The sequence below is a fragment of the Stakelama sediminis genome, from assembly GCF_014199335.1.
Lineage (GTDB): Bacteria > Pseudomonadota > Alphaproteobacteria > Sphingomonadales > Sphingomonadaceae > Sphingomonas > Sphingomonas sediminis.
Genome location: NZ_JACIJI010000002.1, coordinates 118,896 through 140,870, shown reverse-complemented (window position 1 = coordinate 140,870; position 21,975 = coordinate 118,896). Strand labels below are relative to the sequence as shown.

The 21,975-nt window shown below is 61.2% G+C and carries 16 protein-coding genes and 1 tRNA gene; 12 read left to right on the top strand and 5 right to left on the bottom strand.

From position 1 onward, the window contains the following. The first annotated feature begins 176 nt into the window (after positions 1–176). From FHR23_RS07340 to FHR23_RS07310, 7 genes are all read left to right on the top strand, one after another. A complete protein-coding gene (locus tag FHR23_RS07340) occupies positions 177–1,364 on the top strand; it encodes a Gfo/Idh/MocA family protein (RefSeq protein ID WP_184002445.1) in 1,188 nt (395 codons plus the stop codon). 40 nt (positions 1,365–1,404) lie between these two features. Continuing rightward, positions 1,405–4,041, top strand: a complete 2,637-nt coding sequence (locus FHR23_RS07335) for a glycoside hydrolase family 3 C-terminal domain-containing protein (RefSeq protein WP_184002443.1) — start codon at positions 1,405–1,407, stop codon at positions 4,039–4,041. Positions 4,042–4,132: 91 nt separating this feature from the next. Further along, on the top strand, positions 4,133–4,795 hold the full coding sequence (locus FHR23_RS07330; protein ID WP_184003210.1) for a peptidylprolyl isomerase: 663 nt from the start codon (positions 4,133–4,135) through the stop codon (positions 4,793–4,795). A gap of 68 nt (positions 4,796–4,863) precedes the next feature. Further along, positions 4,864–5,820: a GAF domain-containing protein gene (locus FHR23_RS07325; protein WP_221227425.1), complete on the top strand. Its 957-nt coding sequence runs from the start codon at positions 4,864–4,866 to the stop codon at positions 5,818–5,820. A gap of 149 nt (positions 5,821–5,969) precedes the next feature. Then, a complete protein-coding gene (adh, locus tag FHR23_RS07320) occupies positions 5,970–7,490 on the top strand; it encodes an aldehyde dehydrogenase (protein WP_184002439.1) in 1,521 nt (506 codons plus the stop codon). Positions 7,491–7,564: 74 nt separating this feature from the next. Beyond that, positions 7,565–8,596: an alcohol dehydrogenase AdhP gene (adhP, locus tag FHR23_RS07315; RefSeq protein WP_184002437.1), complete on the top strand. Its 1,032-nt coding sequence runs from the start codon at positions 7,565–7,567 to the stop codon at positions 8,594–8,596. Positions 8,597–8,690: 94 nt separating this feature from the next. Then, positions 8,691–9,065, top strand: a complete 375-nt coding sequence (locus FHR23_RS07310; protein WP_184002435.1) for a DUF779 domain-containing protein — start codon at positions 8,691–8,693, stop codon at positions 9,063–9,065. A gap of 177 nt (positions 9,066–9,242) precedes the next feature. On the opposite strand, the gene FHR23_RS07305 is transcribed toward FHR23_RS07310, so the two are convergent. Next, positions 9,243–9,328, bottom strand: a tRNA-Tyr gene (locus FHR23_RS07305). A gap of 182 nt (positions 9,329–9,510) precedes the next feature. Here FHR23_RS07305 and rlmB point away from each other — a divergent pair. Then, positions 9,511–10,257: a 23S rRNA (guanosine(2251)-2'-O)-methyltransferase RlmB gene (gene rlmB / locus FHR23_RS07300; protein WP_184002433.1), complete on the top strand. Its 747-nt coding sequence runs from the start codon at positions 9,511–9,513 to the stop codon at positions 10,255–10,257. Between the two features lie 22 nt (positions 10,258–10,279). Continuing rightward, positions 10,280–10,981, top strand: coding sequence for a hypothetical protein (locus FHR23_RS07295; RefSeq protein WP_184002431.1), 702 nt, complete (start codon positions 10,280–10,282; stop codon positions 10,979–10,981). Between the two features lie 60 nt (positions 10,982–11,041). Here FHR23_RS07295 and FHR23_RS07290 read toward each other — a convergent pair whose 3' ends face one another. Further along, positions 11,042–11,359, bottom strand: a complete 318-nt coding sequence (locus FHR23_RS07290) for a 2Fe-2S iron-sulfur cluster-binding protein (RefSeq protein ID WP_184002429.1) — start codon at positions 11,357–11,359, stop codon at positions 11,042–11,044. Between the two features lie 67 nt (positions 11,360–11,426). Between FHR23_RS07290 and FHR23_RS07285 the strand changes: the two genes are divergently transcribed. Next, entirely contained in the window at positions 11,427–12,053 is a 627-nt protein-coding gene (locus FHR23_RS07285) for a DNA-3-methyladenine glycosylase family protein (protein ID WP_184003209.1), read from the top strand. Positions 12,054–12,656: 603 nt separating this feature from the next. On the opposite strand, the gene FHR23_RS07275 is transcribed toward FHR23_RS07285, so the two are convergent. Both FHR23_RS07275 and FHR23_RS07270 read right to left on the bottom strand, forming a co-directional pair. Then, entirely contained in the window at positions 12,657–13,583 is a 927-nt protein-coding gene (locus FHR23_RS07275; protein WP_184002425.1) for a PEP-CTERM sorting domain-containing protein, read from the bottom strand. A gap of 13 nt (positions 13,584–13,596) precedes the next feature. Beyond that, entirely contained in the window at positions 13,597–16,719 is a 3,123-nt protein-coding gene (locus FHR23_RS07270) for a TonB-dependent receptor domain-containing protein (protein ID WP_184002423.1), read from the bottom strand. Between the two features lie 607 nt (positions 16,720–17,326). Here FHR23_RS07270 and FHR23_RS07265 point away from each other — a divergent pair. Both FHR23_RS07265 and FHR23_RS07260 read left to right on the top strand, forming a co-directional pair. After that, the gene (locus FHR23_RS07265; RefSeq protein ID WP_184002421.1) at positions 17,327–19,063 is read left to right on the top strand and encodes a sensor histidine kinase; all 1,737 of its coding nucleotides are present in this window, start codon (positions 17,327–17,329) and stop codon (positions 19,061–19,063) included. After that, on the top strand, positions 19,060–20,418 hold the full coding sequence (locus tag FHR23_RS07260) for a sigma-54-dependent transcriptional regulator (RefSeq protein ID WP_184002419.1): 1,359 nt from the start codon (positions 19,060–19,062) through the stop codon (positions 20,416–20,418). The genes FHR23_RS07265 and FHR23_RS07260 overlap by 4 nt, the downstream gene beginning before the upstream one ends. A gap of 51 nt (positions 20,419–20,469) precedes the next feature. Here the strand turns inward: FHR23_RS07260 and FHR23_RS07255 are convergent, their stop codons facing one another. Beyond that, a complete protein-coding gene (locus tag FHR23_RS07255) occupies positions 20,470–21,975 on the bottom strand; it encodes an OprO/OprP family phosphate-selective porin (RefSeq protein WP_221227424.1) in 1,506 nt (501 codons plus the stop codon).

Sequence of the window (21,975 nt, the reverse complement as noted above, 5' to 3'; positions counted from 1 at the left end):
AATCATCAATCCAACGGATTTGAATGGTCAAAACAATCGAATATTCTTCTTATTTATATCAGCCGAATATCGCCACACCAAGCATCGCTTGGCGAACAGGAAATCCCGTGTCATGATAGCGCTAGCATAAAGAAGCCGCGCATTGCGACGTGGCCACGCAATATTGGGAGGCAGGGATGTCCGGAGATTTCTCACGTCGCACGGTACTCGGTATTGGGACCGGGGCTGCGCTTGCCGCTGGCGCCATGGTGCGCGCGGCACCGTTGCAGCAGCCCGTGAAAAAGCGGTCCGATTCGCTCGGCATCGCGCTGGTCGGTATCGGTCTGCTGACCGAAGGACAGTTGCTGCCCGGCCTGACCCGCACAAAGGGCGTACATCTTGCCGCATTGGTCAGCGGTCATCCCGAAAAGGCGCAACGCTACGCCGATCAATACGGCCTGCCGCACAGGCAGATTTACAATTACGACAATTATGACCGTCTCGCCGACGATCCCTCGGTACAGATCGTCTATATCGTCCTGCCCAATTTCATGCATGCCGAATATACCATCCGGGCGCTGAAAGCCGGCAAGCATGTGCTGTGTGAAAAGCCAATGGCGGTAACGGTGCATGAATGCGAACAGATGATTGCTGCCGCCAAAACAGCCAAGCGTCACCTGATGATCGCCTATCGCTGTCAGTATGAACCGCTGAATCTCACTGCGATGCGCCTGATGCGCGAACAGGCTCTGGGGCGTCCCCGGATCGTCCATACCGATATGGGGAGGCAGACGAGCCTGCAAATTCCCTCCGACGCATGGCGGCTCGACATGGCGAAGTCGGGCGGCGGCGCGCTGGCCGATATGGGCATCTACGGCATCAACGCGGCGCGTTACCTGCTCAACGAAGAGCCGGTGGAGGTACGTGCCTGGGCACGGACCGACCATGACGATCCGCGCTTCAAAACGGTCGAGGATCTGATCAACTGGCAGATGCGCTTTCCTTCCGGCGCGATCGGCGAAGGATCGACCAGTTTTTCGCAACCCGGCACCATGGCCTATCAGGTGGTGGGAGAGACCACGCGACTGGTTGCTGATCCCGGCTGCTTTTACAATGGCAACAAACTGTCACTGATCGGTGGCAACCTGACGACCCCGCACATTACCGAAATCGACCAGTTCGCCCGTGAAATGGACTGGATGGGCGATGTCGTGCGCGGCACCGCGCCGATGGTGTCGCCCGGCGAAGAAGGGATGCAGGACATGCGGCTGATGCACGCCATGCTCGAATCGGTGGCGAAGGACGGTGCGACCATCGCCACCGACTGGGGCTATCGCCGCGCGGTCGATCCCGCAGCCGTCGTCGATGTGCCCGCCATCACCTGAAACCAATACCAGACAATCACCAAATCCAGGGAGTTGAGGAATGCGTAGAGCATTGATTGCAAGTACGATACTGGCATCGGTTCTGATGGCGGGCTGCACTGGCAAGCAGGACAGGAAACCCGCCGCCAATGTTCCGGCATTCCGCAACACCGCGCTATCGGTGCAACAGCGCGCGGAAGATATCGTCCGTCGCCTGACGCCCGAAGAAAAGGCATCGCAGCTTGTCAACGATGCGCGCGCCATCCCGCGGCTCGGCATCCCTGCCTATAACTGGTGGAGCGAGGCACTGCACGGCGTCGCGCGTAACGGCTATGCCACTGTCTTTCCGGAGCCTATCGGCCTTGCCGCTACTTTCGACCCTGCGAGCATCAAGCAGATGGGTGGTGCCATCGCGACCGAGGCGCGCGTCAAGTTCAACCAGGTCGAAAAGGCTGGCGGTGAGCATAAAATTTATCAGGGCCTCGATTTCTGGTCGCCCAACATCAACATCTTTCGCGATCCTCGCTGGGGCCGGGGTCAGGAAACCTATGGTGAGGATCCGTTCCTGACCGGTCAGATGGGCGTGGCCTTCGTGACCGGAATGCAGGGTGATAATCCCGATTATTTCCACACCATCGCCACCGCCAAACACTATGCCGTGCACAGCGGCCCGGAAGCGACCCGGCACGAAGTCAACGTGAAGGTCAGCCAGCACGATATTGAGGATACCTACCTTCCCGCCTTCCGCGCGCTGGTGAAGACCGGCAAGGTTCAGTCGCTGATGTGCGCATATAATGCCGTCAACGGGCAACCCGCCTGTGCCAACGATTTCCTGTTGCATGACGTATTGAAACAGCGCTGGGGCTTTAACGGCTATGTCGTGTCCGACTGCGACGCGATCGCGGATATCCAGCGCGGCCACCACTATACCAAGACGCTGGCGGAGGCAGCGGCTGCCTCGCTGAAACTGGGTGTCGATGTCGATTGCACGCAGTTCAACCATCCCAAGAACGAGGGCGAGGATTACCAGCCCTATCTCGATGCGATGAAACAGGGGCTGGTCAGCCAGCAGGTCGTCGATGCGGCACTGGTCCGCCTGTTCGAGGCGCGCATCCGGCTGGGCCTGTTCGACCCGGCGTCGAAAGTACCCTATGCGCAGGTTTCGGACAGTGCGTTGAACTCGCCCGCGCATGTCGCGCTGGCGCGCAAGCTCGCCAGTGAATCGATGGTGCTGCTGAAGAATAACGGCATCCTGCCGATCTCCAATCAGGTGAAGACGATTGCCGTGGTCGGTCCGCTTGCCGATCAGGTCGATGTGCTGCTCGGCAACTATAATGGCGAGCCGGTGCATCCGGTGACGGCGCTGGACGGCATTCGCGCCGCCTTCCCCAATGCGAAGATCATCTATGAACCCGGCACCAACTTCCTGCGTACCACGGTACCGGTTCCGGCCAGTGCGCTGAGCGGTCCCGACGGTCAGCCCGGCCTGCAAGGAGAATATTGGGACAATGGCGATTTCAAGGGCGCGCCCGTCGTCACCCGCCAGGACAAGGAAGTCAAATTCAACCGCGACATGAAGCCCGTCATCAAGGGGGAGACAGGCTCCGCCCGCTGGACCGGCTTCATCACCGCGCCCGCTACCGGAGACTATGACATCGGCCTGAGCGGCGGCAACGCAAAGCTGTGGATCGACGGCAAACAGGTTGTCGCGGTCACCGATTCCGTCAAAACGCCGAAAACCGCGTCCGTTCATATGGATGCGGGCAAACGCTATTCGATCCGCGTCGAACAGGTGACGGGGAAGACGCCGGTGATCCGGCTCGCATGGAACCGCGTCGTCGAACAGCCGCTACAACGCGCAGTCGCGGCTGCGCGCAAGGCGGATATGGTGATTGCCGTCGCCGGGATCAGTTCTGCGCTGGAAGGGGAAGAGATGAATGTCGACGTTCCCGGATTTTCGGGCGGCGACCGCACCAACCTGAAAATGCCTGCGCAGGAAGAAGATCTGCTCAAGGCGGTCAAAGCGACGGGCAAGCCGCTTGCACTGGTGCTGATGAACGGCTCCGCGCTGGCGGTGAACTGGGCCGCGAAGAACGCCGATGCAATCCTCGACGCCTGGTATCCGGGCGAACAGGGCGGCACCGCGATCGGCCAGACACTGTCGGGCGTGAACAATCCGTCGGGTCGCCTGCCGGTCACTTTCTACACCAGTGTCGCGCAACTGCCGCCGTTCGACGATTATTCGATGAAGAACCGCACCTATCGCTATTTCACCGGCAAGCCGCTCTATCCCTTCGGATACGGGCTAAGCTACACGCAGTTCGCCTATGACAAGCCGGTACTTTCCGCCTCCACGCTTCAGGCGGGCAAACCGCTCGGCGTCGATGCGGTGGTGCGTAACACGGGCAAACGGGCGGGTGACGAGATCGTCCAGCTCTATATCAGCTTCCCGAAAGTGCCGGGTGCGCCGATCCGGGCGCTGCGCGGTTTCACCCGCGTCCATCTGAACCCCGGCGAAAGCCGCAAGGTGCATTTCGACCTCACCCCGCGTGATCTGTCGAGCGTCACCGAAGCGGGCAAGCGCGTGGTCGCCGGCGGCGCCTATACGCTGTCGGTCGGCGGCGGTCAGCCGGGCACAGACGCGCCCACCGCAAGTGCCGCCTTCACCATCGACGGCACCGCGCCCGTCGCTGAGTAAGCACTATGACAAACGCCCCGGCATGATGCGTGCCGGGGCGTCTTCTTTCCCCTCTTGCGCTGTACCCGCGATGCGCGGATAGACGATGGCCATGCGTATCTTCCTGTTGTCGATGCTGGCCATCCTGCTGGCACCCCTTGCCCTCACCGCCGCGCAGGCCCGCCCGCAGCACCCTGCGGAACCCGACATCATCAAGGTACGGATCGTTACCACGCTGGGACCGATCACCGTCGCACTGGATCGCAAGCGCGCACCGAAAACCGTTCATAACTTCATGGACTATGTCGATGACGGGCGTTTTGTGGGCACCCGTTTCTATCGCACCGCACGCCGCAAGGGCGATCCGAAACATGGTTTCGTTCAGGGCGGAATCGGCACCGACGCCCGACGCATCCTGCCTTCCGTGCCGCTGGAGCCGACCGACAAGACCGGCATCCATCATCTCAACGGCACCATCTCCATGGCGCACGGGGCTGATCCCAATTCCGCATCGGGCAATTTCTCGATCATGGTCGGCGCCAATCCCGGCCTGGATGCCAAGGGGCATTTCCGGGGCTTTGCCGCCTTTGGCCATGTCATTGCGGGCATGGATGTCGTGAAGAAGATTCTCGGCCTGCCCAGCGGTGGCGGGCGCGGGGTGATGAAGGGGCAGATGATCCTGAAGCCGATCAAAATCCTGCGTGTCGACCGGCTGAACGGTACGCCGCACCCGACCGGCGGCCCCAAGCCGTGGTTGCTGTTCGCACAGCATTGAGGTCGGCACAAATCCAACGGATTTGACGAACTCCGAACTTCGGCACATGCTGTATGCCGGAGTTGAGGATGAACCGAACCGACCCCAGACACGAAGATATCGTGCTCGACACGGTACAGTCCGCCAGTAGCGCTGCGACCTCCCATGTCGCCGCATCCTGGTGCCGTTCGGCCCTGCACCACAAGCTCGATCCGTCAGGAAACGGCAAGCCCGAACGCGTCGACAGCGCCACGCTGGCTGCGTTACGCGAAACGCATACGGCCCTGCTGGCCGTAGCCGCGCCGGTACTTGACCAGACCTTTCACTCGGTAGGCCGGTCGGGTTGCGGTGTGATCCTCAGCGATGCGCGCGGCGTAATCCTCGAACGGCGTATATCGGATGGCGACGAAGCCGGTTTTACCGCCGTCGGACTGGCCGAAGGCGGACGCTGGGGCGAGGATGCCGAAGGGACCAACGGCATCGGAACCTGCCTGTTCGAGGGCAAGCCGGTGGTCATCCATCGCGACCAGCATTTCGCCAGCCGCAATACCGGCATGAGCTGCATGGATGCGCCTGTCCATGACCCGCATGGCCGGCTTGTCGCAGCGCTGGATGTCTCAAGCTGCCGCGACGACCATAGCCCGGCCATGGCCGATATGATCGCGGCACTGGTGCGCGATGCCGCGCGGCGGATCGAACGCGATTATTTCTGCCGCCATTTCGCCGATGCCCGGATTATCTTCCTTGCCGACGACACGCCCACCGGCACGGCCCTGCTCGCCGTTGATACCGACGATCTGGTAATCGGTGCCAGCCGCGGGGCGCGCCTTCGTCTCGGTCTCGATGATGCGGTGCTCGACCGCCCCTGCCCCGTCGATCAGATCATGGGCGCGGACAAGCCACCCAGTTTCGAGGATCGCGACCGCACGATCCTGCGTCAGGCGCTGGCGCGTGCCGGGGGCAATGCCAGCGAAGCCGCCCGATTACTGGGTATCGGGCGCGCAACGCTCTATCGCCGTATGGATCGCGTCGGCCTGCGTCCCTGAAACCAGCCCGACCTGTCTCAATCATGAGACAGGTGCCGCACTCCACAGCTCCCCGCCTCTTTCGCGCACACGGCACTTGCGGGACACTCCTTCTCACGACGCCGGATTACGGCGCCTGAGTCGATTGCACCTATGGAGAGGAGTTAGGCATGGATATGCTCGTGGAAGAACGCAGCACGCTGAAAGCGCCGTTCGCCGAACGCTATGACAATTTTATCGGTGGCCAGTGGGCCGCCCCCAAATCGGGCCGCTATTTCGATAATATCTCACCCGTCACCGGCAAGCCGGTCGGGCAGATCGCGCGCTCCGACGCCGCGGATATAGAGGCCGCGCTCGACGCCGCCCATGCCGCGAAGGACGCATGGGCCCGCACCGCACCCGCCGACCGCGCGCGCATCCTCAACCGTATCGCCGACCGGATGGAGGATAATCTCGAAAAGCTCGCGACCGCCGAAACCTGGGATAACGGCAAGCCGATCCGCGAGACGATGGCCGCCGACATTCCGCTTGCCATCGACCATTTCCGTTACTTCGCCTCGTGCATCCGCGCGCAGGAAGGATCGGTGGGCGAGATCGACCATGATACCGTCGCCTATCATTTTCACGAACCGCTGGGTGTGGTCGGGCAGATCATTCCGTGGAACTTCCCGATCCTGATGGCGGCATGGAAGCTGGCGCCGGCACTGGCGGCGGGCAATTGCGTGGTGCTGAAACCCGCCGAACAGACCCCCGCGTCCATCATGGTCTGGGCCGAGCTGATCGGCGACCTGTTGCCCGCAGGCGTGCTCAACATCGTCAACGGTTTCGGGCTGGAAGCGGGCAAGCCGCTGGCGCAGTCGCCACGCATCGCCAAGATCGCCTTTACCGGGGAGACGACGACCGGGCGCCTGATAATGCAATATGCCAGCGAGAATCTGATCCCCGTCACGCTGGAACTGGGCGGCAAATCGCCCAACATCTTCTTTGAAGATGTGATGCGCGCCGACGACGATTATTTCGACAAGGCGATCGAGGGCTTCGTCATGTTCGCGCTCAATCAGGGCGAGGTCTGCACCTGTCCCAGCCGCGCGCTGGTGCACGAATCGATCTATGACCGCTTCATGGAACGTGCGCTGCAACGCGTCGCCGCGATCAAGCAGGGCAGCCCGCTCGACCCCGAAACCATGATCGGCGCGCAGGCCTCCTCCGAACAGCGTGAGAAGATCCTGAGCTATATCGATATCGGCAAGCAGGAAGGCGCCGAACTGCTGATCGGCGGCGGCGCGGCCGATCTCGGCAGCGAGTTGTCCGACGGCTATTATGTCCAGCCGACGGTATTTCGCGGGCATAACAAGATGCGGATTTTCCAGGAAGAAATTTTCGGCCCCGTCCTGTCGGTCACGACCTTCAAGGACGAGGACGAGGCGCTGGAGATCGCCAACGACACGCTTTACGGTCTGGGTGCCGGTGTGTGGAGCCGGGAAGCGAATACCTGTTATCGCTTCGGCCGTGCAATCAAGGCAGGTCGGGTCTGGACCAACTGCTATCATGCCTATCCCGCCCATGCCGCCTTCGGGGGCTATAAACAATCGGGCATCGGGCGCGAGACGCACAAGATGATGCTCGATCACTATCAGCAGACCAAGAATATGCTGGTCAGCTACAGCCCCAGGAAACTCGGCTTCTTCTGATCCTCCTGCTGGCGCTCCGTCCCGGCGGCGGGGCGCCATTTTTCTTCCCCTCCCTTTTGTAAGGAGATTACATCATGGCCAAAACCATGAAAGCCGCCGTCGTGCGCGAATTCGGCAAGCCGCTTACCATCGACGAAGTCCCCGTTCCAGAAGTCGGACCGGGCCAGATTCAGGTCGCGATACAGGCGTCCGGCGTCTGTCACACCGATTTGCACGCTGCAGAAGGCGACTGGCCGGTTAAGCCCAACCCGCCCTTCATTCCTGGCCATGAAGGCGTCGGCTTCGTTTCCGCCGTCGGCAAGGGCGTGACGCATATCAGGGAAGGTGACCGGGTCGGCGTGCCATGGCTCTACACCGCATGCGGCCATTGCGTGCATTGTCTGGGCGGCTGGGAAACGCTGTGCGAAAGTCAGGAAAATACCGGCTATTCGGTCAATGGCGGCTTTGCCGATTATGTCATCGCCGATCCCAATTATGTCGGTCATCTGCCGGACAATATCAGCTTTACCGAGATTGCCCCGGTGCTGTGCGCGGGCGTTACGGTCTATAAGGGGCTGAAGATGACCGATACCAAGCCCGGCGATACGGTCGCGATCAGCGGCATCGGCGGCCTTGGTCATATGGCGGTGCAATATGCAGTGGCGATGGGCATGAACGTCGCCGCGATCGACATCGACGATGAAAAGCTCGATCTTGCCCGCAGGCTGGGTGCGAAAATCACCGTCAATGCAAAGAACGAAGACCCCGCGACCGTCATCAAGAAGGAAACCGGCGGCGGTGTGCAGGGCGTACTCGTTACCGCCGTCAGCCCCAAGGCATTCGAGCAGGCTGTCGGCACCGTCGCGCGCGGTGGCACCGTCGCGCTCAACGGCCTGCCGCCGGGCAATTTCCCGCTCGACATCTTCGGCATGGTGCTGAACGGTATCACCGTGCGCGGTTCGATCGTCGGTACCCGGCTCGACCTTCAGGAAAGCCTCGACTTCGCCGGCGACGGCAAGGTGAAGGCTACGGTCGAAACCGCAAAGATCGAGGACATCAACACCGTGTTCGACAAGATGCACAAGGGCCAGATCGAAGGGCGCATCGTCCTCGACATGGCAAGCTGACGCATTACCCCTGCCCGGCCCTCCTCAGCATTGGAAGGGCCGGGTTCGGGCATCGTGAAGCGCCGTGCTATACTTCCCGCATAGGAGGCAGACGATGGCACAGACATCAGACCCGATCGAACGGGTGACGGCAACCCCGGCGGCGCTGAAGCTGATCGCTGAGCTGGCGGCAGAATATGGGCCGATCCTGTTTCATCAATCCGGGGGATGCTGCGACGGCTCCTCCCCCATGTGCTACCCGGCAAACGATTTCCGCATCAGCGAACGCGACATCCTGCTCGGCACCGTGGGCGGCGCCCCCCTCTATATCGGCGAAGCGCAGGGCAAGGCCTGGGCGCATACGCAACTCATTCTCGATGTCGTCCCCGGACGCGGCGGTATGTTCAGCCTCGACAATGGACGAGAGGTGCGCTTCCTCACTCGTGGCCGCGTTTTCACCGACGCCGAACAGGCCGCATTACAAGCCTGACCCGGCCATCAGCCTTTCCTCGTAAAAAGAAGTCGCAGGCCAAAGCCTGACGGAGGGATATTGCGCCCTACGCCCCGCAATTCCTCTCAACGGCTGACATTCCGCCGACACTGCGCGCGCTCTCCCCTTACAGGGAAGGACAGAAAATTTCGGGAAAACCGCTCTGTCGAAAGAGGGTGGTGGACAGGGCTGGATTCGAACCAGCGTACGCTTACGCGGGCAGATTTACAGTCTGCTGCCTTTAACCACTCGGCCACCTGTCCAATGGGCCGCCAAACAGCGAGGGCGGACCCTTGCCGGGTGACGCCGCGCATGTCAACGCCTGAACCCGACTTGCATGCAGAAATTCCTCCATCTAGGCGGTGAATATGTTCCGATCCTGTTTTTATGAGCCTGCCATGCCGCTTTGCACTTTCCCGACCCGCCGTTCCCTGGAGGCGTTTTAATGGCGCGGCGTGGTCATCGCCCGTCCCATGCGCCCGCCGGTCGCCCGAGGTTCTGGGGGCGTCACGCCGTACTGGCGGCGCTCGCCAATCCCGAACGTACCGTGCGCAAGATATGGGGCACGCGCGCGGCACTTTCGGCGCTCGACCTGCCGCCGGTGCTGCCGATCACCTTTGCCGAGCCTAGCGATCTTGCCAGGCTGGTTCCGTCGGACGCACCGCATCAGGGACTGGTGGCCGAGGTCGATCCGCTGGAAGATGTGTGGCTGGGCGATCTGCTTGAACAGGGCGAAGCAACGCAACAACCGCTGCTGATCCTCGATCAGGTGACGGACCCGCACAATGTCGGTGCGATCCTGCGCTCTGCCGCTGCTTTCGATGCGCTGGGCATCGTCACGCAGGACCGCCACGCACCGCCCGAATCGGGCACGGTGGCGCGCGCGGCATCGGGGGCACTGGAAACGGTGCCCTGGGTACGCGTGGTCAATCTGGCCCGTGCGATGGATGAAATTGCGGAAGCCGGTTTCTGGCGGATCGGCCTTACCGGCCATGCGTCACGCACGCTTGCCGAATCCATCGGCGAAGGCAAGGTCGCGCTCGTTCTGGGCGCGGAGGGCGAAGGCATGCGTGCTAATACCGAAGCGCATTGCGACGATCTTGCCAAGCTGCCGATCGGGCCTAAGGTCGAAAGCCTGAACGTGTCGAACGCCGCCGCAATCGCGCTGTATGCGGTGGCCGTGCGGCACTGAACGGGGCTGATCGGGGGATGACATGGCCTATCACTGGACACGGGTGGCGTTTCACTGGACACGGGTGGCGTTCGCACTGATCGCACCGCTATTGCTGGCGAGTTGTTTCGTCACGCCGGGCAAATTCGTTTCAACGCTGAACATCAATGCCGACCGCAGCTTCACCTACACCTATCAGGGGGAAGTGACGGTGCTCGATCTGGGCAAAGAATTCGCCAAGGGTATGGCGGAAGCAGGCAAGAAGGATGATGACACTGGCAACTCCGCGCAGGACGACACCGCGAAAATGGAAGCGGTCGCGGCTGCGCTGCGCAAGGAAACAGGTTATCGTTCGGTCGAGTATAAGGGCGCCGGTCTGTTCCTGATCAATTATGCGATCACCAGCCGCCTGACACATAATTTCATCTATCCGTTCAACATCGACGCCGAAATCCTGTTCCCCTTCATCGCCATCGAGTTGCGCGGTAAGGATCAGGTCCGGGTAAAGGCACCCGCCTTCGCCGATCAGGGTACGGAAAAACGGATGGGTCGCATGGGCAAAACCAAGGGCAAGCATGCGCCCATGGACGGCACCTTCACTCTGACCACCAATGCCCAGATACTCAGCCAGAACACCGAAACCGGTGCGCAGGAAGAAGGCGGCGAACAGGTTATGCGCTGGAAAGCAACACCCCTGACCAAGGACGCCCCGATGGCGATACTCAAGCTCGATTCGCTGCCCTGACCGGTCAGACCGTCCGGTTGCTGGCGCCCTTCGCCTACTGACGGCGAACGGCGATGCTATTTAGTCTTCTTCAGCAATCGTCACCCGCAACCCGTCCAGATCGTCGGTAAAGGGAATCTGGCACGACAGGCGCGATGTTTCGTTACGGTCGGACGAACTGTCGAGCAGATCATCCTCATCTTCACTCATTTTCGGGAGTTTGGCCGCAAATTCCGGGTCGACATGGACATGACAGGTCGCGCAAGAACAACAGCCGCCGCATAATGCCAGCAACTCGTCGACGCCGTTATCCCGGATGACTTCCATGACCGTCAGGCCTTTCTCGCCCTCCAACTCGCGGACTTCTCCCTCGCGGGTGGTGACGATAAGCTTGGGCATACATTCCTCCTGAAACAATCTGCGCCGACATGCCGATGATCGGCCCCGAACACAAGGACTCAACGTGATGGGCCTGACTGCCGAACAGCTCCGCACCGCGCTAGACGCGCTTGGCGAAATTGAACCTGCTTTTGCCGAAGCGCTTGGCCGGGTCGGCTATCCCGAACCCCGCATCCGTGATCGTGGCTATGCCGCATTGCTGCGCACCATTGTGGGGCAGCAGGTGAGTTTCCATGCGGCAAATGCAGTATGGACACGCCTCGAAACCGCAGTCGGCGGCGATGCCGGAGATCCGGAGCGCCTGCTTGGCACCAGCGAAGAAGCTTTGCGCGGAGCCGGACTGTCGCGACAGAAGCTGGGCTATGCCCGCAGTCTTGCCGAAGAAGTGACCAGCGGCAGGCTCGACCTCGCCAACCTTCCAAAGGAAGATGAGGAAGCGATTGCGCAACTCGTCAGCGTCAAGGGGATCGGGCGCTGGTCGGCGGAAATCTATCTGCTGTTCGCGGAAGGGCGGCCCGACATCTGGCCCGCAGGCGACCTGGCCGTACAAATCGAGGTCGGCCGCCTTCTCGGCCATGCCGAACGCCCCGGCGAGAAACAGGTGCGTGCGCTCGCCGAACCCTGGCGCCCCCATCGCGGCGCAGCAGCGATCTTCACCTGGCACCATTACAAGTCGGACATGAATGTAATCTGACAAATTTGGGACGCAGAAAGCCCTGGGATCGTCTGATATAATCCCGAAATTATAACAAAATCATTGGAATGCAGGCGTAAACTTCAAATCGAAGTCCAAATCAGATTTTGTGGACAAAGCTTGACTGGGTGGTTCTGGATTAATTCACGGCTGCTTTCTGAGCCGACGCCATCCGCGCCGAGATCGCCATCGCTGGAACCCAGGCCTTGATCCCGGCGAAGAAGGGGCGACGCACGCTGGCCCTGCACGATCGGCGGAAATACCATCTGCGCAACCAGATCGAGCGACTGTTCAACATACTCAAAAACTGGCGGCGAGTCGCCACCCGTTACGACAAAAGCAAAAGCTCCTACCTCGTCTTCGTCAGCCTCGCCTCAGCATTGCTCTGGCTACCCTTTGTTCACGCTACCCAGACAGGGGCGATAGGCTATGATGTTGTTCGCCCGCAGTCCAACCCGCCGCTTGAGAATGGGAAGAATGGAAGTTTCTTCACGGTCCTGCGCAGCTGTCTGTCACAGCCCTATGTACCGGTCAGCGATGTACGTGTAACCGCGCGTCGGGAGGGTCCAGGAAACCTCCCCCTCATGCGACAGGGTCGATCTGCTACGCCGGCTTGAACAGTGTTGCGCAATCCTGCCCGTGCGTCCGGGCCCATGCGACGTCCTGCAATCGCACCGCATCATCGGGTGATATGCCCAGTTCGCGCGCCGCCTGCTCCTGACTGCCGAACTGACGGGGGTCCTGCCCGGTAATATCGATAAACACCGTCAGCGCCTCCAGATAATAGCCGAAGCGGCTGGCATGATAATGGTCATAGGCCCACAGATCGACCTTGCCATAAGCGATGCCGTTATAGGGATCGGGGTTCCCCACCCCTGCCGCGATCGCGCAACTGAATACCTGCCCCACCGGATTGACGCGGTCGATATCGGACGACGCATCCGCCGCCATGTCATAGCCGTGTCGCAGATCGAGTGCCATCTGCGTGATCGGCTTTCCGTACCATGCGCCGGTTTTCAGATAGGTCTGATCGGGACGCGACCAGGTGGCGGTCAGACTGACGTCGACATGGGAATTCTTCGCCTTGAACATCTGCGCGAACTTGCCGGAATAGGTGACGAGGCTGGCAGGGTCGCCGGGCTTTTGCTTGTCGAGCGTGCTGTATTCCTGAAGCACCACATGGTCCCATGGCCGATCGACAAGCTGCCGCTTGTGGTCCCAGTGCCATTGCAGCGATTTACCGCCCGACGTTTCCAGACTGACAGCATAGTTCAACCCCGCCTCCTGCGTGAACAGCTTGAACAGCGCGGGTACGCCGCCGACATCCCCGCCGTTGAGGTCGTTGACCGTGTACCAGCGATATTTCCACACCGGCGAATGCGCGCCATAGGTGAAGCTGTTGCCGATAAAGAGCACCGTTTGCGGGTGGTCTCCGGCAGCAGCCTTCGTGTTCTGCGCACTGACGGGAGCGACCGCCAGCATCGCCGTTGCAACGGCGGTAACGGCGAAACGGGTACCGAAAGCAGTCATTCAACGCTTCTCCTTACAACGACAGGCCGACCGAGGCGTACACATAGCGGCCATAGGGCTGATACAGCGCGCCATAATATCCGCCCTGCGAAATCAGCGGCTGCTGATTGGTGATGTTGCGCGCACCGACCCGGAATTTCATGCCGGAAATCGGAGTCGCATTTTTCACGGTGTACTGAACGTACAGATTTGCGGTGAACTGCGATCCTACCCGATACGGCACGCCGTCATCGGACAGGAAGCTGTTGTCATAGATGACGCCGGTATATTTACCGAAAGCGCCAACCTGTACCGGACCCAGGCTCCAGGTCAGCGTACCCGACGCGGCCCATTTCGGGCGGCTGCCACGGGCAAGCAGGTTTTCCGAATTGGTCAGCGGCGTGGCCGGATCGATGACCCCCGCATCGCGCGCGGCATACAGCGCATCGACCGCAGGCCCGTTATCCCGCTCGAACTTCATCAGATGCGCTACATTCACTTTCAGGTCGAAGTTGCCGACCGGCGTATCGTGAAGCGCGTAGATCAGGTTGAGGTCGATGCCGCGCACCGTTTGCGGCAACAGGTTCACGAACTGGTCGTTGACGCTGAGCACCTGACCCACGGGAGTAATGCCGGTGCCTGCGAAAAATGCGACATCGTCGGAAGTCGGCGCCGCCCGAACGACATTTGCGTTGCTGGTACCCTGCAGGCGCGACAGATAATCCTGAACCAGCGCATTGCTGCCGCCGAACTGTCCGACGATACCCCTTTGTTTGATCTGCCAATAGTCCGCCGTAATTGTCAGGCGACCCAGGCGAGAGGGGATGAACCGCGGCTGCAATACGATACCGAAAGAGGTGTCGGTGCTGCGTTCGGGCTGCAGGTCGGGATTGCCCGCGACCCGGATCGAATAACCGACCGGTTCCGAACAATCGTTGAAATTCACGATCCGCCCCGCGCGCAGATCCGCTTCGCAGCGGATATAGTCGTTGTTGGTGGCCAGCCGCCCATATTCGGCGGCATGAAGCTGTTCGAGATTGGGCGCCTTGAATCCCTTCGACCAGGATCCGCGCAGGCGGATGCCGTCGATCACATCCCATGCTCCCGCCACCTTCGGCACGAAGATCGACCCGAAGTCGCTGTAATGCTCGAACCTCCCGGCAAGCTGAAGCTCGACCTTGCGCACCAGCGGGACGCGCATATCGGGCGAAATCACCGGCACTGCAAATTCGCCATAGGCCGAAATCACGTTGCGCGAACCAAATGTGTCCGGCGTCGGGCTGACCGCAATCACGTTGCTTTCGTTCGTCTCACCGGTCACGGAGTCGGTGAAGGTGTTCGTGCCGTCCAGATTGGGGTCGCGATTGTCCGACTGCGTTTCGTGACGGAATCCCAGCCCCACGGCGAGGCCGACCGCCCCTCCCGGCAGGAAAAACAGTTGCGAGTTGGAAAGCTTCGCATCCGCAGTGGTCAGAGATGTCCGGTCCTCGCGCCGCATCTTGAACAGGAACGGCGCGACCGAAGCGGCCGAACTGGGCGTACAGTCCCCGACGCTGAAATTGCCGTCACATCCACCGCCGTTAAACGGATCATAGGCATCCGGCGTCGCGAGCGCGAGTTGCTGCTGCAACAGGGTACTGTTGATATTGTCGGAAATATCGACCGTTTTCGCTTCCGAATAGGTCATCGCGGTTTCCCAGTCGAAATTACCGAGATTGCCGCGCAGACCGCCGACGAACCGCATCTGGTGCCCTGTCACATCGACATATTGCGGCCCGGTATCGAGGAAACGATAGCGCGTCAGCGTCACCGGCAGTCCCGATGCAGGCACATTGGTAAGACCCGGAAGGCGGTTGGGATTGGGCGAACCGTCGGGCAAGGTCGTGGCACCGAACGGGTTCCAGTAGTTGGAAGCCGGAACCGTGATATCGTTCAACGCGATCACCGGCGGCTGAATGGCGTGGGTTACCGCCCGATAATATCCCGCCTCGACAAAACCTGTCAGGTGATCAGTGAAATCATAATGGCCCGTCGCATACAGATTGATGCGGTCGACGGACGGTTTGACGGTGGTTCCCACAGCGTTGTCGAACCGAAGCTCACGGTTGCGGCCATAGGACAGCGACCCCTTGGCGATGCACATACCGTTCGGTAAAGGGCTGGTACACCCGTCGACCGTCGCCGGCTGGATATGGAAGGAGCCTGCTCCCGACGTAATCGTGCTGCCGTTCTGCCGGACGCCCGTGCCGCCGACCACGGAGAAATTGGCGAAAGACGTATAGCTTGAGCGGTTGTCCGGTGCCGTGCTGTCCGAATAGCCGGGCACGTCCGCAAAAAGAGGCCGCAGGTCGTTGCTCGCGGTATACGGCTCATCCTGTGCCAGTTCGGCGGTCCGGTGCGTATATTCGGCCATCAGCGTGATATTGCCGCGGCCGCCGCCGAAATTGGTCCCGGCCAGCATGCTGGTATTGAACTGGTGCAGGTTCGTGCCTTCGGCCAGACCATAGCGTGCGTTCAGATCCAGACCCTGAAAATCGTCCTTCAGGACGACATTGACCACACCGGCCACGGCATCCGCACCGTAAATTGCCGCAGCGCCATCGCGCAGCACTTCCAGACGCTTGATCGCGGCCACCGGCAGGGCATTGGCGTTATAGGTCAGAACCGGCACATTGCCGATACCCGCCTGACTGACCGGGTGCATGACGACACGGCGCCCGTTGATGAGAACGAGCGTGTTGCCCGGCCCCAGATTGCGCAAGTCGATCGAGTTTACGTCGCCGCGCGCCGTATTGCTCGTCTGCGGACCGTTGGAGGAGTTGAAATCGACCGCGCCCATTTGCGGAATCGATCGCAGCAGTTCGTCGCCCGATACCGCCCCGGTCGCTGCGATATCCTGATCGTTGACGACGGTAACGGGAAGCGCTTCGGTGACCTGACTGCCGCGAATTTGCGTGCCCACCACGACAATGTCGCTCCCGCCCGACTGATCGGTCGCGGGAGCATCGGCAGGCGCGGGCGTTGCCGGAACCGTCACGGCCTGCGCCTGATCGGTCTTCGTCTGAACCGGCTGCTGTTCAACCGCCTGTGCGTTCGCCGTTCCTGCCAGCACGCACAAAGCGGTGGTACCAAGGATGAATGTCCGAATGCCCTGCATAATCCCTCCTTTGCGTCGCCGATAATCCCGGCGATCGATGTATTGGTTCGTTGGGATGGCCTGCCCGCGCAGTAAATGCAGATATCGAAGGCCGGAAGCGGCAAAACCGGGCAATCCGGCGACATCCAACTCCCTTCGGACGGGCAGGTGCTTGCCGTGCTTCTCCGGCAACCCCCTCCCCCCTGTATTCAGCCTGGCATATCGCCATTCACTCTTGGACGGCCAAATCCGTCGCCATCAGGGGTAAAAGGCTGGATCGAAGACGCAAGGAACATTGAAAAATACGATATTTCCATATTTATCAATATGATAAAAGCTTTGCCGAATGGCTGCATGTGCGACCTGTCACATATGCGTTGTGCGCTTTGTGCGACGATCCGCACGAACGCTGAAATTGCTCCCGACGCAGACGCTGCGAGTGTCAGCATAATTACCCGATTTCCACGCTTTTTCGTACAGTTCGGGGTTGTCCGGGGGCTTGCCAGCGGGAATAAGAAAACCCCGGTCCGGACGATCGGGGAAAGGCAGGCATGGCTAGCATCCGTTCATCGATTGTCGTTCGGAAAACGTGCTTCGTGGCGTCATGAGGAGGCCGCGTCCCCGTACCATGATCTGGATTGCCACGGCGTTGTTGCTGTTCGCCGTGCTCGCGATACTGGCCAGCCAGTGGGCGGATCAGCGGGCGCGGCGCGAAACGGTCAGCGCCGCGCAACAGGCAGCCATGTCCCGTGCCGGATTGCTGACCAGCGAGTTGCAGAAATTCCAGCTCCTGCCGGTGGTACTTCCCGAATATCCCGATGTGCGTGCCGCGCTGGCCCGGCCCGATCCGAAAATCCTTACCCGGCTGGACGACACGCTCGGTTTTCTTGCTGCCCGCACTGATGCCGCCGCCATCTATCTCATCGACCGGAAGGGCAAAACCATCGCGGCAAGCAACTGGCAGGAACAGGACAGTTTCATCGGGCAGGATTACAGTTTCCGTCCCTATTTCCGGCAGGCATTGCGCAACGGCAGCGCCCAGTTGTTCGCGCTGGGAACCGTCAGCGGCAAGCCGGGTCTGTATATCTCCCGCCGGGTCGAACAAGGCGGCAAGGTACTGGGCGTGCTGGTCGTGAAAGTGGAATTCGATTCTCTGGAACAGGTCTGGGCAACCCAATCGGGCATTACCGCCGTGGCGGACGAACATGGCGTTATTATCATCACCAGCAGGCCCGACTGGCGTTTCCATTCTCTCGCACCATTATCGTCGGCCACCCGGCAGGCGCTGCAACGCACCCTGCAATTCGGACAGGGGCTGGTCCAGCCGCTCGATGTGAACCATATGAAGGCGGGCGAATACCGGATCGGCAAGGCCGATTATCTGGCGAGTTCCACATCGGTCCCCCTGCTGCATGCGCGGCTCATCAATTTTCAGCCCGCCGGTCCTGATCGCCGGGCTGCACATGCGCTGGTCCGCATGGTTCTGGCCATTGCCTTCGTCCTGTTCCTGCTGGTGCTCGGCCTGATCTTTCGTGCGCGCGAGCGCCGTGCCATGCAGATCGCCGCGCGCAAGGCGCTGGAGGAGGAAGTGGCGCTGCGCACCGCGGAATTGCGCACCACCAACGAACGCTTGCGGGCTGAGTCTCAGGAACGCGCGCTTGCCGACAACCGCTATCGCCGCGCACGCGAAGAACTGGCGCAGGCCAATCGTCTCGGCTCGATCGGCCAGATCACCGCAGGCGTAGCGCATGAAATCAACCAGCCGGTTGCTGCCATCCGCACCTTTGCGGAAAATGCCGGACGGTTTCTGGAACGCGGCGCCGATGACAAGGCACGGACCAATCTGACCCATATTGTCGGCCTGACAGAACGGATCGGCGCCATCACCGCCGAACTGCGCGCGTTCGCCCGTCGCGGCACACCGGCAATCGGCGCGGTGGAACTGAGCGAGGTGATCGACGGCACCCTGTTGCTGATCGGCGACCGCATCCATGCCGCCAATATCCGGCTTGAACGGATTGATGCCGACGCACCGATACAGGTGGCCGCGGACCGGGTGAGACTAGAGCAGATACTGGTCAATCTGCTTCAGAACGCCATTCAGGCACTCGAACGGACGCATGAGCCGGTGATCCGCATCAGCTCGACCAACGCGGCAACCATCGTCATCGCCGATAACGGGCCGGGCATCGACCCTGCGATTGCGCGCGACCTGTTCACGCCGTTCATCACCAGCAAGCCGGACGGGCTGGGACTGGGGCTGGGCATCGCGCGGGACATCGCCCGCGAATTCGGCGGCGAACTAACCACCATTGCCTCCCCCCTTGGCGGCGCGGCATTCGAACTCAGGTTGAAACGGGTATGAGTGAAACGGAAACCGAAACCGACGGCATCATCTTTTTCGTCGATGACAATGCCGAACTGCGCGAAGCCAATGTGCAGGCGCTGGACCTGGAAGGGTTGCCTGCCCGCGCCTTTGCCGACGCCCAAAGCGCACTGAACGCGATCGACATCGACTTTCCCGGCATCGTCGTTACCGATGTGCGGATGCCGGGTATGGACGGGCTGGAGTTTTTCGGTCGTGTACGCGAAATCGACCCGGAAATTCCGGTCATCCTGATCACCGGCCATGCCGATGTACCGATGGCGATCGGCGCGATGCGCAACGGCGCGTTCGAATTTCTGACCAAACCCTTCGCCGCAGATCATCTCGCGGCGGCGGCGCGGCGGGCGCTGAAAACCCGGCGGCTGGTGGTGGAAAACCGGCAGCTTCGCCAGACCGTCGATCATACCGACAGCCCCCTGATCGGGGAAAGCCCGCAGATGGTACGCCTGCGCGAAACCATCGGACAACTGGCGCGCGCCGATCTCGATGTGCTGATCGAGGGCGAAACCGGCACCGGCAAGGAACTGGTGGCGATCCTGCTCCACCGTCAGGGACGCAGGCGCGGCCGCCCTTTCGTGGCGGTCAATTGCGGCGCACTGCCCGAAGCCATCGCCGAGGCGGAACTGTTCGGCCATGAACAGGGCGCGGTCCCGCACGGCAGGCTGGAGCGCAAGGGGCATATCGAACGCTCCGGCGGCGGGACGCTGTTTCTCGACGAAATCGACAGTATGAGCCCCGCCGTACAGGCAAAGATGCTGCGCGTGCTGGAAGAGCGGGAGGTGATGCCGCTGGGTGCCGGCGCACCGACCAGTATCGACCTGCGGGTCGTTGCCGCCGCCAAGGGGGACAGCATGGCGCTGGTCGAATCCGGCCGGCTGCGCGAAGACCTGTTCTATCGCCTCAACGTCACGCGGCTGCGTATCCCGCCGCTGCGCGAACGGCGGGAGGATATCCCGCTGCTGTTCGCCCATTTCGTCGAAGCGGCGATCGAGCAGACCGGTCAGGAAAGCTTTGAGATGACCGACGCGATACGCCGCTATCTGATCGAACATGACTGGCCCGGAAATGTACGCGAGCTGCGCAACTTTGCCTTTAACGCGGTGCTTGGTCTCTGGGCGGAAGGCGGCATGGATCAGGAAAGTACGGAGCTTTCGCTTGCTGACCGGGTGGAACGGTTTGAGGCATCGCTGATCCGCGAAACGCTCGATCATAGCGACGGCGATATCCGCACCGTCATGGCGGCGCTGAAGCTGCCGCGCAAAACCCTGTACGACAAGATGCGCCGCCATGGCATCGATCCGGACGCGTATCGCCGCAAGAACGGCAGCGCATAAAAAAGGGGCGCCGCCAACGCGACGCCCCAGGGAGTTTGACCCGGGAGAGGCCTAAAAGGAAATCTGGCTGCGGACGCCGATGGAATCGCCGGTATCGCGTCCCTTGTAAGAACCCACATGATTGTCGGTCCGCCAATGGACATAGTTCAGCATCAGCCGGGCCCAGTTGTTGAGATACCAGTTCACGCCCAGCGTCCAGGAATCGCCCCAGCCGCCGCGCGGAGAATCGGTGAAGTCATATTTGTCATAGCGCCCGTTGAGCGAGATCGCGCCATGGCCGCCGTCGGTGACGGGATCATTGACCTTGGTCGTCCCCCAGATTCCCGACCGCGTTGAAAAGCCCGGCCGCTCGCCGGTGATGAACCAGCCGCCATAGACCGAATATCCCACCTGATGCGCACTCGGGTCGTCGGTCGCGCTGATATAGCGATTGGCATATTCGCCGAACGCATACAGGTTGTGAAACACACCGCCCAGTTCGCCACCCCAGGCATGATCGCCGACGGTGCCATCGATGCGCGTCGCGGAAACGCGGATATTGTCGTTGAAATGCTGCACCAGATGCGGAACTTCGTTGATGCTGTCGGCATCGGCGGCAAGGCGCTCCGCCCAGCCCCACAGGCCGACATGGACGAAACCGCCCTGCCCCTTGATCGGGTTCCAGTGTGCGCGGCCGAACACCGCATAGCTGTCGCTGTAATCGCCGCCATTGCCGATCGAATCGCCGCTGAAGGATACCGATACGTGCCAGGTCGGGCCGTACAGCTTAAACTGCGGGCCGAGGTTGAAATAGCCGATATCCGGCGCACCGACCGCTGAAGCGGCATTGCGTTCCATGAACGGCAGGCGGCGCTTGGTCGTCGACCCGTCGATAGAACGGTCTTCGAGCTTCTGCCCCAGAAACAGTTCGGCTGCGCGCGGCCCCGACTTGAAAAAGTCGTAGGAGATATAGGCCTCCTTCACATGGACCGAATTGTCCTCAAAGCCGATATCGACCTTGTATCCCACTTTTCCGACATTGCCCTGCGCGCCCAGCCGGATGTCGCGCACCTCCGTCCCGGTCAGATTGCGATCATCATAGCGCGAGCCGCTGGTAGTCGAAAAATCGAGCATGAAGTCGCCGCGCGGACGGAAGGTGAAGAACCCGTTCGACGAGCGGAATTCCGGTCCGCCATTCCTCCAGCGCACATCGACACCACGCTTGTTGTTGGCGGCAAGCTGCGCGACCTGCGCCTGAAGCGAGGCAAGCTCGCTCGACTTGCTGTCCTGAATGGCGTTTTGCACCTGCGCGTCGACGGCGGCCTGCTGTGTTTGTTGCGCGGTCTGCGGCACTGGCGACGGTGCCGGTGCGGAGGCTGCCGAAGCGGTCTGCTGCTGCTGCGCCTCCAGCTTGTCCAGCCGCGCCTGCAATTCGGCAAGCTGTTTCGCCTGTTGCTTGACCAGCTTGAGCAGTTCCGCAGTATCCGGCGTTTGCTGCGCCGAAGCCGGTGCCGCGCTCATCACCAGTGCCACGGCGCTTACCGCACCCGCCAGTCCCCATTTCCTCCCGGTTCGCAT

Coding starts and splice junctions, on each gene's coding strand:
- FHR23_RS07270 (WP_184002423.1), bottom strand. CDS start 16,719: ATGCAGGGCATTCGGACATTCATCCTTGGTACCACCGCTTTGTGCGTG.
- rlmB (WP_184002433.1), top strand. CDS start 9,511: ATGGCGCGGCGTGGTCATCGCCCGTCCCATGCGCCCGCCGGTCGCCCG.
- FHR23_RS07275 (WP_184002425.1), bottom strand. CDS start 13,583: ATGACTGCTTTCGGTACCCGTTTCGCCGTTACCGCCGTTGCAACGGCG.
- FHR23_RS07265 (WP_184002421.1), top strand. CDS start 17,327: ATGATCTGGATTGCCACGGCGTTGTTGCTGTTCGCCGTGCTCGCGATA.
- FHR23_RS07295 (WP_184002431.1), top strand. CDS start 10,280: ATGGCCTATCACTGGACACGGGTGGCGTTTCACTGGACACGGGTGGCG.
- FHR23_RS07290 (WP_184002429.1), bottom strand. CDS start 11,359: ATGCCCAAGCTTATCGTCACCACCCGCGAGGGAGAAGTCCGCGAGTTG.
- adh (WP_184002439.1), top strand. CDS start 5,970: ATGGATATGCTCGTGGAAGAACGCAGCACGCTGAAAGCGCCGTTCGCC.
- adhP (WP_184002437.1), top strand. CDS start 7,565: ATGGCCAAAACCATGAAAGCCGCCGTCGTGCGCGAATTCGGCAAGCCG.
- FHR23_RS07335 (WP_184002443.1), top strand. CDS start 1,405: ATGCGTAGAGCATTGATTGCAAGTACGATACTGGCATCGGTTCTGATG.
- FHR23_RS07330 (WP_184003210.1), top strand. CDS start 4,133: ATGCGTATCTTCCTGTTGTCGATGCTGGCCATCCTGCTGGCACCCCTT.
- FHR23_RS07260 (WP_184002419.1), top strand. CDS start 19,060: ATGAGTGAAACGGAAACCGAAACCGACGGCATCATCTTTTTCGTCGAT.
- FHR23_RS07255 (WP_221227424.1), bottom strand. CDS start 21,975: ATGCGAACCGGGAGGAAATGGGGACTGGCGGGTGCGGTAAGCGCCGTG.
- FHR23_RS07310 (WP_184002435.1), top strand. CDS start 8,691: ATGGCACAGACATCAGACCCGATCGAACGGGTGACGGCAACCCCGGCG.
- FHR23_RS07340 (WP_184002445.1), top strand. CDS start 177: ATGTCCGGAGATTTCTCACGTCGCACGGTACTCGGTATTGGGACCGGG.
- FHR23_RS07285 (WP_184003209.1), top strand. CDS start 11,427: ATGGGCCTGACTGCCGAACAGCTCCGCACCGCGCTAGACGCGCTTGGC.
- FHR23_RS07325 (WP_221227425.1), top strand. CDS start 4,864: ATGAACCGAACCGACCCCAGACACGAAGATATCGTGCTCGACACGGTA.